We start from the raw sequence: 9,239 nt of genomic DNA on the forward strand, positions 1-9,239 counted from the left end.
CGTACTGGCCCAGCGCCCGTCCACCTGCGCCGTGCCCGGCATGCCCGCCGCCGCTATCGACGCCGGTGCCGTTACCGAAACCGCCCCCCCGACCGACCTCGCCCGCCGCCTCAACGACTGGTTTCAACTCCCGCTCGGTTAAAGCCTGCCCTGGCGGATCACCGGAAACAGGCGTTCGGCGATCCGCCCTATTGGGACCTCACCGCCTAAAACCGCAATCCCGCCTGTTGCAGCAACGGCAGGGTGGAGCTCAGGAAATACTCGAAATCCGGGCCGAAATCGTAAAAGCCGAGCTGCACGCCATCGATTCCGGCCCGCTTCAACCCGGCCAGTTGCTCCACCACCTGCTCCGGCGTTCCGATAATCTCGATATTGCCACCAAGATTATACCCCTGCTTGTGGCGCGTATCGCTCCGGCCCTTCCAGGCCACGGCGTCGCTATCATAGCCGCGCTGGGCAAAGCCCGTCGCTTTGGGGGCAGGCCGACCGTCGAGAATAGCGTGCAGGTAGGCGTCGGTTTCAGCCTCGGTCGGGCGGCTGATGACCATCGGATTGATGATGGTTTTCACCTCCTGGCCGTGGGCGCGGGCGCGGGTTTTGATGGTGCGGATATGCTCCGGCAGGGTTTCGAGCGCGCTCTCGATATGCGCGCCGCCGGGCGAGGTGATGAAGACGATATCCGAATAGCGTGCGGCGAACTCAATCCCGGCGGGCGAGCCCGTCGCCGTCACCAGAATCGGGCGGCCATAGGCAGGTTTCGGCGTGATATAGCCGTTCTGGAGTTTCCAGTCGGCGAGCCTCGCTTCGTAGGAATAATTCTCCGTATCGGTCCACAGCCGATGCACCACGTCGAACAGCTCGCCGCTCATCTCGTAGCGCCGGTCGTGGTCGATGCGGTTCCAGCCGAACATCTCGTGCTCAATGGCCCGATGCCCGGTGACGATATTAATGCCCCAGCGGCCCTTGGCGATATGGTCGAAGGTCGCGCCGAATTTGGCGATATGCAGAACGGCCCGTAGAGCACGTGCAGGGTCGAGATCAGCAGGATCGATTGGGTTGTCGCCGCCATCGCCCCGAGCGCGATGAAACTATCGAGCGAGCCTTCCCCGTCATACCCGCCTTTCGGCAGCCATTGGGTGCGGCTGAAAGCGAGATCAAACCCGGCGGCGTCGGCCTTGCGGACAATCTCCGCATTATAGTCGAACGTCCAGGACGAGGTGCTGGGATGATCCGAAAAATGGATATCCTGCAAATTCAGAAACAGCCCCAGCATCAACGGCTGCTGCGCCGCGCGCGACAGGGGGCTATCGGGGAACTCCAAAGGGCCGCGCAGTTGCGGCCCCTGCTGCACATCGAGCGCGAGGGACATGGAAAGCTCCGATCAGGCGGAAGCGCGGGTGGCTTCGGAATAAAGGGATTCGGGCCGGGGCAGGCCGAAATGATCGCGCAGGGTGGTGCCGCTATACTCGCTGCGGAACAGCCCGCGCTTGCGCAGGATTGGCAGCACTTCCGCCGCGAACACGTCGAAGCCCCCGGTTAGCCACGGCGGCATAATATTGAACCCATCCGCCGCGCCCTGCTCGAACCAGGTTTGGATTTCATCCGCCTTCTGTCGGCCAAAACCGTCGGGGAGAATGTGGCGCTGCCGCTGCGAATTGCCGGGGTCGATAAGAAGCTGATCGCCGGCAAGGTCGAAGCCTTGCTCGACCTCGTCGGGCTCGCCGATAAGCGCGACGCTTATCCGGCACAGCTTTCCGGCGGGCAGAAACAGCGCGTCGGCATTGCCCGCGCGCTGGTCCATGATCCGGAAATTCTGCTCTGCGACGAGGCCACCTCGGCGCTCGACCCGGAAACCACCCTGTCGATCCTCGATTTGCTGCGCGATATCAATCGGCGGTTGGGGCTCACAATTATTCTGATTACGCACGAAATGGCCGTAGTCCGCCAGATTGCCGACCGGGTTGCGGTTTTGGATCAAGGGGAGGTTGTCGAACTCGGGCCGGTCTGGTCGATTTTCGCCGATCCCCAAAGCGAGACGACGCGGCGCTTGCTGCGCTCGGTCATCGCCGATGTGCCGCGCGATATTTCGGACCGGCTGCGCTACACGCCCGTCGCTGCGGGAGACGTGCTGCTGCGCGTGCACCTTAGTGACCGGGCCAATGGGCTTGGCGCGTCCTTGGACGGTTTGGCGGACGTGCTGAGCCGCCCGGTTCGGCTGCTGCAAGCCGATCTCGACCGCATCCAGGGCCGCTCCCAGGGCAGCCTGCTGTTGATAACCGAGTTCCGCTCCACGTCCGATACGGAAGCGCTGGTGCGGAATTTGCGCGGGAAAACCGCCGCTGTTGAGGTTTTGGGCTATGTCGAATCCACGGTTTCCGCTCGACCCCCTTCATCATCCTGCTGGTCGCGCTGCTGCCCTTCACTCGGCTGATCGTCGGCACCACCATTGGCACGGCGGCGGCGATTGTGCCGCTCAGCATTGCCGCCACCCCCTTCTTCGCCCGGATTGCTGAGGTTAGCCTGCGCGAAGTGGATCGTGGGTTGGTCGAGGCGGCCCAAGCGATGGGGGCAAGCCGTAGGCATATCGTCTGGCACGTGCTGTTGCCGGAAGCGCTACCGGGGATCATCGCCGGGTTCACCATTACCCTCGTCACCCTCATCGGCGCGTCGGCGATGGCGGGCGCGGTCGGCGCGGTCGGCTTGGGCGATCTTGCCATTCGCTACGGCTAACAGCGCTTTGAAACCGATATCATGCTGGGCGTCATCGTCGTGCTGATCGCCGTCGTCAGCCTCGTGCAGATTGGCGGCGATCGTCTCGCCAAGCGCGTCAACAAGCGCGCCTGATCCCTCTTTTTCTTAAGTCCCTATCATCCCTCGCGCTGTACCTACGGCGCGCTCGAAGGAGTTTTGCGATGCGTGTTTTCAATATTCTCAAAGCGACGGCGCTGGCCGCCGCCCTGCTCGCCCCAAACGTCGCCTTGGCTGCCGATAAGGTGAAAGTCGGCGTTTCCGGCGGCGATGGCGAGATCATTTGGCAGGAAGTCAAAAAGGTTGCAGCCAGAGACGGTATCGATGTGCAAGTGATCGTCTTCAACGATTACCTGCTGCCGAATGCCGCGCTGGACGCGGGCGATTTGGACCTTAACGCCTTCCAGCATAAGCCGTTCCTGGAAAATCAGGTCAAGACCAAGGGCTATAAGATTACCGCTATCGCCGACACGGTGGTTTCCCCCATCGGGCTCTATTCCAAGAAAGTCAAAGCCTTGGCCGAACTGAAGGACAGCGCGCAGGTCGGCATCCCCAACGATCCCAGCAATGGCGGGCGTGGCCTGCTGCTGCTGGCGCAGCATGGGCTCATTAAGTTGAAGGAGGGCGTAGGCATTCTGCCGCGCGTCATCGACGTAACCGACAATCCGAAAAAGCTGAAATTCCGCGAAATCGACGCGGCGCAACTCGCGCGCAGCCTCGATGATCTCGATGCCGCTGTCATCAATACCAATTACGCGCTGCAGGCCAACCTAAAGCCGGGCCGCGATTCGATTGCCATCGAAACCACGAAGGATAATCCCTACGGCAACGTCATCGCCGCGCGCGAAAAGGATAAGGATAATCCCCTCTATCGCCGCGTCGTGAAAGCCTATCAGGATGAAGCCATCCGCAGCTTCATCAAAACCCGCTTCGATGGGGCCCTGCTGCCGGTTTGGTAAAAACCCACACCGTTTCAGTCGAAAAGGCGGGGCTCTCCCCGCCTTTTCTGTGATTGCGCCCGCTGAAAGACCCGGTCGATGCCCAAGCAGATCCACCTGAATGCCTTCCATATGAACAGCCCCGGCCACTCCTGGGCCGGGCTGTGGGCGCATCCGCGCGACCAATCGAGTGCGCACAACACGCCGGGCTATTGGACCCATCTCGCCAAAACCGCCGAGCGCGGCAAGCTGGATGCGATTTTCCTCGCCGATGTCATCGGCGTCTATGATGTCTATGGCGGCACGCCTGATGCCGCGCTGAAGGCCGCCGCCCAAGCGCCGACCCTGGACCCGTTCCCGGTGGTGCCGCTGATGGCGGGCGTGACCGAGCATATCGGCTTCGGTGTGACCGCCACCGTTTCCTATGAACAGCCCTATTTGCTCGCCCGGCGCTTTTCCACTCTAGACCATCTGACCGGCGGACGCGTGGCGTGGAATATCGTCACCGGCCTGCTCGATTCCGGCGCGCGCGGGGCCGGGCAAACGGGGCTTGCCGAGCATGATTCGCGCTATGCTGCCGCCGAAGAGTTTCTGGACGTTACCTATAAACTCTGGGAAGGCAGTTGGGCCGACGACGCGCTGGTCCAGGATAAGGCGGCGCGGCTCTACACCAAGCCCGACCGGGTGCGCCGGGTGCAGCACCAGGGCGAACGCTACCAATTGGATGCGCTGCATCTGGTCCATCCCTCGCCGCAGCGCACGCCATTTCTGTTTCAGGCTGGCTCTTCCACAGCAGGGCGCGATTTCGCCGCCCGCCATGCCGAAGCCGTTTTCGTCAATGGTCCCACGCCGGAACTGGTGGCCGAAACCGTGCGCGATATCCGCCGCCGCGCGGTCGCCCACGGCAGAGACGCCTATGACATCAAAGTCTTCCTCGGTGCGACGCTGATCGTCGCCCCGACCGATGCCGAAGCCCAGGAGCGGCACCGATCCTACGCCGAGTATATCGACGCAGAAGGCACGCTCGCCCTCATTTCCGGTTGGTCGGGGATCGATCTTTCGCGCTATGGGCTCGACGAGAAAATCCAGGCGACCGAAAGCAACGCCATGCGCTCGCTCACGGATACGCTGCGCCGCCTGGGGCCAGAAAAAGCCTGGACAATCCGCGACCTCACCCGCTTTGGGCCGGAGGGCACGCGCGGCGCTTTCCTGATCGGCAGCCCTGCCACCGTGGCCGATGGACTGCTGCATTGGGTTGAGGCCACCGATGTGGACGGGTTCAATCTGGTCCGCCTCGTTATGCCTGAGAGCTTGGAGGCCATCGTCGATCTACTGGTGCCCGAACTGCAAAACCGGGGCGTTTTCAAGACCGACTATGCCGACGGCCCCTTGCGGCAAAAACTCTCGGGCTCCCCGCGCCTGTCGGACCGCCATCCGGGGGCACGGTTTCGGTTTTAAGGGGGCGTCGCGCCCCCTACTCCGGCAGTTTTACCCAGCGCGTATTGCCTTTCGATGATCGCACTGCCGTCTCGACGAAGGCTACACCGCGCACGCCGTCGCGCAAGGTTGGAAACAACACCTCCGGCGGGCAGGCCTCGCCCGCTGCCCGCGCCCGGACGCGCGCGCGACTTCCGTATAGAGGGTGGCAAAGGCTTCGAGATAGCCTTCGGGATGGCCGCTCGGAACGCGAGTAACGCGCGCCGCTGCGGGCGAGATGCCCGCGCCACCGCGCGTCAGCGTGCGCGGCGGTTCACCGAAGGGGCTCCAGGTCAGGTGATTGGGATGCTCCTGCGACCATTCGAGCCCGCCCTTAGTGCCATAAACGCGCAGTTTGAGGCCGTTCTCGTTCCCCGGCGCGACCTGACTCGCCCAGAGCATGCCGCGCGCGCCGTTGGAAAACCGCAGCAGGATCTGCGCGTTGTCATCGACCCGCCGCCCTGGCACGAAATGGCTAAGGTCGGCGGCAAGTTCACTCACGGTAAGGCCAGTGACGAATTCGGTGAGTTGATAGGCGTGGGTGCCGATATCACCGATACAGCCGCCCGCCCCGGCGCGCGCCGGATCGGTGCGCCAATCGGCCTGCTTCTGGCCGGTGGTTTCCAGCGGTTCGGTGAGCCAATCCTGCGGATATTCGACCTGCACGACGCGCAGATCGCCCAAAAGCCCCTCCGCCACCATCGCCCGCGCCTGCCGGACCATCGGATAGCCGGAGTAATTATAGGTGACGCAGAAGATCGTCCCCGCCGCCTCCGCCGCTCGCTGCAAACGCCGGGCGTCCTTCAGCGTGCTCGCCAGCGGCTTGTCGCAAATCACCGCAATACCTGCTTTCAGAAAGGCCAGCGCCGCCGGAACATGCTGGTGATTGGGGGTGACGATGGCCACCGCCTCAATCCCCTCTTTCAGCCGCGCCTCGCGCCGGGCCATCGCCATGAAATCGGGATAGCTGCGCGCGGGATCGAGCCCCAGCGCCGCCGCCGAGCGTAAGGCTTTTTCCGGCGTCGAGGATAAAGCCCCCGCGACAAGCTCGAACTGTCCGTCAAGGCGAGCGGCCATGCGGTGAACCGCCCCGATGAAGGCCCCTTCGCCGCCGCCGACCATTCCCAACCGTAAGGGCCGAATGGCGCTGTCTGCCCGTGCCGAAACCATGCGCGCTCTCCTGCATTCTGTTGAGGGCGGGGCTTTGCCCCGTGCCCCACTCAAGGGGCGACGGCCCCTTGAGAATCCACGATTCCTTTTTTTCTTACTGAGAAATATAAGAAAATCGGGCTCCAGGTAATGGGATTGCCAAGGGGCAAGCCCCTTGGCTGGGGGCGTCGGGGGTGAAACCCCTGACAGACTTTAACCGATCCCCAACATCCGCCGGATCTGCGCCGGATCGGTTTTACCCCCGGCGAAATCGTCGAAAGCTTTCTCCGTGACGCGGATGATGTGCTTGTCGATGAACGGCGCGCCTTCTGCTGCCCCCACTTCCGGGTGCTTCAGGCAGCATTCCCACTCCAGCACCGCCCAACGATCGTAACCATAGGCGGCGAGTTTGGAGAAGATGCCGGTGAAATCCACCTGCCCGTCGCCCAGCGAGCGGAAACGCCCGGCGCGGTTCACCCACGATTGATAGCCGGAATAAACGCCCTGCCGCCCGGTCGGATTGAACTCGGCGTCCTTCACATGAAACGCGCCGATGCGCTCGTGATAGATGTCGATGAAGGCGAGGTAGTCGAGCTGCATCAGCATGAAATGCGACGGATCGTAGTTAATCATGACGCGCGGATGCCCGTCGACCGCCTCCAGGAACATCTCGAAGCTCGCGCCGTCGAAAATATCCTCGCCGGGGTGGATTTCGTAGCAGAGATCGACCCCCAGCTCGTCGTAGAAATCGAGGATTGGCCGCCAACGCTTGGCCAATTCCCCGAAGGCGGTTTCGATCAACCCCGCCGGACGCTGCGGCCAGGGATAGAGGTAGGGCCAGGCCAGCGCCCCGGTGAAGGAGACGCTGGAATTGAGCCCCAACCGGCGCGACGCCTGCGCCGCCAGGCGCACTTGTTCCACCGCCCAGCGCTGGCGTTCGGCGGGCTTACCGCGCAAGGCTTCCGGCGCGAACCCGTCAAAAGCCTCGTCATAGGCCGGATGCACGGCGACGAGCTGGCCTTGCAGATGAGTGGAAAGTTCGGTGATCGTCACGCCATTGGCTTCGGCGATTCCCAGGATCTGCTGACAATAGGTATCCGAGACAGCGGCGGTTTCCAGGTCGAACAGGCGCTTGTCCCAGGTCGGCACCTGCACGCCCTTATAGCCGAGTGACCCGGCCCAGCGGGTGATCGCTTCCCAAGAGTTGAACGGCGCGGCATCGCCCGCGAATTGGGCCAAGAAAATGCCGGGGCCTTTGATGAGACTTGCCATGAGAGTTTCCTTAAAAAACGGGGCCAGCCCAAAGGGCGGCGGCCTCGGCAGGCGTCAGGGGCGCGGGCCGGTCGAGGCGGGAGGTTAGGCGCAGCGTTTCGCCCGTTTGCGCCGCCGTCAGCATCGCTTGCATGGCTTCGAGCGCGTGCGAGGCCAGCGCGCCAGACGCGCGCTGCGGCGTGCCGTGCAGCACCGAACTCGCCAGTTCGGCAATACCGAGGCAGCGGTAATTCGCCCGCGACGGTTGCGTCGGTGCCCAGTTTGGTGAACGCCAATTCGCCCGCCCGAAAGCGCGCGTCTCGGTATCCACCGCGATCCAATCGCCGCCCGCCTCGGTATATTCCACCGTGCCCCCGAAGAAATTCGGATCGGGCACGCGCAGGGAGCCCTTGGTGCCGTAAAGCTCGATGGCCGGATGGCTGTGCTTCCACACGTCCCAGCTCATCGTGAACTGAATATCGGCCCCGCTTTCGAAATGCAGCAGCGCCATCACCGTTGTCGGCGTTTCGACTGTGATGGCCTTGCCGATCATCGGCCCCGCCGCCGTCACGATCCGCTCGGCAAAGCCCGTGGAGGCGCGCGCCTGCACACTTTCCACCGGCCCGATCAGATTAATCAGCGCGGCGAGATAATAGGGGGCCATATCGAGGATCGGCCCGCCGCCCGGCTTGAAGAAGAAAGTCGGGTCCGGGTGCCAATGCTCCATGCCGTGCGACATGAGATGACAGGTGCCGGATAGGATCGTTCCGACCGCGCCGGAATCGACCAGTTCCCGTGCCGTTTGCCCGCCGCCGCCCAAGAAGGTGTCGGGCGCGCAACCGATCTTCAGGCCACGCTTTTCCGCTTCCGCCACCAGGGTTGCGGCGTCGGCGGCGGCGACCGTAATCGGCTTCTCGCCGAAGACGTGCTTGCCCGCCTGAAGCGCCGCCAGACTGACGGGGAAATGGGCATTGGGCGTGGTCAGATTAACGACTATCTGAATATCGGGCCGCGCCAATAGCGCATCGATACTGAGCGCTTCGATGCCGAAAGTTTTCGCCTGAGCTTCCGCTGCCTCCGCCCGCATATCGGCGCAGGCGACGAGCTTCAGCCCGTGAAAGGAGGCCATGTTTTGAAGATAGATGGTGGAGATATTGCCGCAACCGATCAGGCCGACGCCGAGTTGGCTCATTCCCGCCTCCCCTACGACCAAGACGCGACGGTGTCGCGCGCCCGGCGGGCAAAACGCGCCACATCGGACGGTTTATCGTGCTCGGCGATGAAGAGACCGACGCCGGTAGCTGCGAGCGCCGGGCGGATCGCATCCCAGTTCATCACCCCGTGGCCGGGATCGGCCCAACCGTCTTCGTCCAAACACTCACCCGCTGGCGCAATATCTTTGATATGCACGGCGGCGAGGCGATGGGCGTGTTTTTGGATTTCCGTCACCGGATCGCCATTACCGCGCACGATCCAGGCGAGATCGGCTTCCCACAGCATGTCCGGCGCTTCCTGGAACAGGCAGTCGAGGAAACTCGTGCCATCGGCGGTTTTGCCGTACTCCCAATGGTGATTATGCCAAGCAAATTTCAGCCCTTCGCCCGTCACCACCGCGCCGATGGCCTTTAGCTCCCGGCCGAGCGCGCGCCAATGCTCCTCCCCGCCCTCACGCTCGCC

8 protein-coding genes and 3 pseudogenes are annotated in these 9,239 nt (G+C 63.2%); 5 read left to right on the top strand and 6 right to left on the bottom strand.

Features of this window, described 5'->3' with window-relative positions:
- The first annotated feature begins 4 nt into the window (after positions 1–4).
- Positions 5–142, top strand: coding sequence for a chemotaxis protein CheB (locus VZ95_RS23890; RefSeq protein ID WP_269747063.1), 138 nt, complete (start codon positions 5–7; stop codon positions 140–142).
- 64 nt (positions 143–206) lie between these two features.
- On the opposite strand, the pseudogene VZ95_RS25150 reads toward VZ95_RS23890, so the two are convergent.
- Both VZ95_RS25150 and VZ95_RS05620 read right to left on the bottom strand, forming a co-directional pair.
- Positions 207–1,369, bottom strand: a pseudogene (locus tag VZ95_RS25150) (LLM class flavin-dependent oxidoreductase).
- A 12-nt stretch (positions 1,370–1,381) separates the two neighbouring features.
- A complete protein-coding gene (locus tag VZ95_RS05620) occupies positions 1,382–1,552 on the bottom strand; it encodes a hypothetical protein (RefSeq protein ID WP_198148115.1) in 171 nt (56 codons plus the stop codon).
- A 9-nt stretch (positions 1,553–1,561) separates the two neighbouring features.
- Here VZ95_RS05620 and VZ95_RS29655 point away from each other — a divergent pair.
- The 4 genes and pseudogenes from VZ95_RS29655 to VZ95_RS05640 all read left to right on the top strand — a co-directional run.
- A pseudogene (locus tag VZ95_RS29655) lies at positions 1,562–1,985 on the top strand (ATP-binding cassette domain-containing protein); the annotation flags it as partial.
- 379 nt (positions 1,986–2,364) lie between these two features.
- Positions 2,365–2,844: pseudogene (locus VZ95_RS05630) on the top strand (methionine ABC transporter permease); the annotation flags it as partial.
- A gap of 68 nt (positions 2,845–2,912) precedes the next feature.
- Positions 2,913–3,707, top strand: coding sequence for a MetQ/NlpA family ABC transporter substrate-binding protein (locus VZ95_RS05635; protein WP_045774994.1), 795 nt, complete (start codon positions 2,913–2,915; stop codon positions 3,705–3,707).
- A gap of 78 nt (positions 3,708–3,785) precedes the next feature.
- Positions 3,786–5,144: an LLM class flavin-dependent oxidoreductase gene (locus VZ95_RS05640; RefSeq protein ID WP_045774995.1), complete on the top strand. Its 1,359-nt coding sequence runs from the start codon at positions 3,786–3,788 to the stop codon at positions 5,142–5,144.
- An 81-nt stretch (positions 5,145–5,225) separates the two neighbouring features.
- On the opposite strand, the gene VZ95_RS05645 is transcribed toward VZ95_RS05640, so the two are convergent.
- From VZ95_RS05645 to VZ95_RS05660, 4 genes are all read right to left on the bottom strand, one after another.
- Complete coding sequence (locus tag VZ95_RS05645; protein WP_232302498.1) at positions 5,226–6,332, bottom strand: Gfo/Idh/MocA family protein; 1,107 nt, start codon at positions 6,330–6,332, stop codon at positions 5,226–5,228.
- A 192-nt stretch (positions 6,333–6,524) separates the two neighbouring features.
- The gene (locus VZ95_RS05650; RefSeq protein WP_045774996.1) at positions 6,525–7,583 is read right to left on the bottom strand and encodes a sugar phosphate isomerase/epimerase family protein; all 1,059 of its coding nucleotides are present in this window, start codon (positions 7,581–7,583) and stop codon (positions 6,525–6,527) included.
- Positions 7,584–7,593: 10 nt separating this feature from the next.
- Positions 7,594–8,754, bottom strand: coding sequence for a Gfo/Idh/MocA family protein (locus tag VZ95_RS05655; RefSeq protein ID WP_045774997.1), 1,161 nt, complete (start codon positions 8,752–8,754; stop codon positions 7,594–7,596).
- 11 nt (positions 8,755–8,765) lie between these two features.
- On the bottom strand, positions 8,766–9,239 hold a 474-nt coding region (locus tag VZ95_RS05660), incomplete at its 5' end, for a sugar phosphate isomerase/epimerase family protein (protein ID WP_045774998.1).

Source organism: Elstera litoralis (genome assembly GCF_000963705.1).
Lineage (GTDB): Bacteria > Pseudomonadota > Alphaproteobacteria > Elsterales > Elsteraceae > Elstera > Elstera litoralis.

Coding starts and splice junctions, on each gene's coding strand:
- VZ95_RS05620 (WP_198148115.1), bottom strand. CDS start 1,552: ATGCCGCCGTGGCTAACCGGGGGCTTCGACGTGTTCGCGGCGGAAGTG.
- VZ95_RS05635 (WP_045774994.1), top strand. CDS start 2,913: ATGCGTGTTTTCAATATTCTCAAAGCGACGGCGCTGGCCGCCGCCCTG.
- VZ95_RS05640 (WP_045774995.1), top strand. CDS start 3,786: ATGCCCAAGCAGATCCACCTGAATGCCTTCCATATGAACAGCCCCGGC.
- VZ95_RS05645 (WP_232302498.1), bottom strand. CDS start 6,332: ATGGTTTCGGCACGGGCAGACAGCGCCATTCGGCCCTTACGGTTGGGA.
- VZ95_RS05650 (WP_045774996.1), bottom strand. CDS start 7,583: ATGGCAAGTCTCATCAAAGGCCCCGGCATTTTCTTGGCCCAATTCGCG.
- VZ95_RS05655 (WP_045774997.1), bottom strand. CDS start 8,754: ATGAGCCAACTCGGCGTCGGCCTGATCGGTTGCGGCAATATCTCCACC.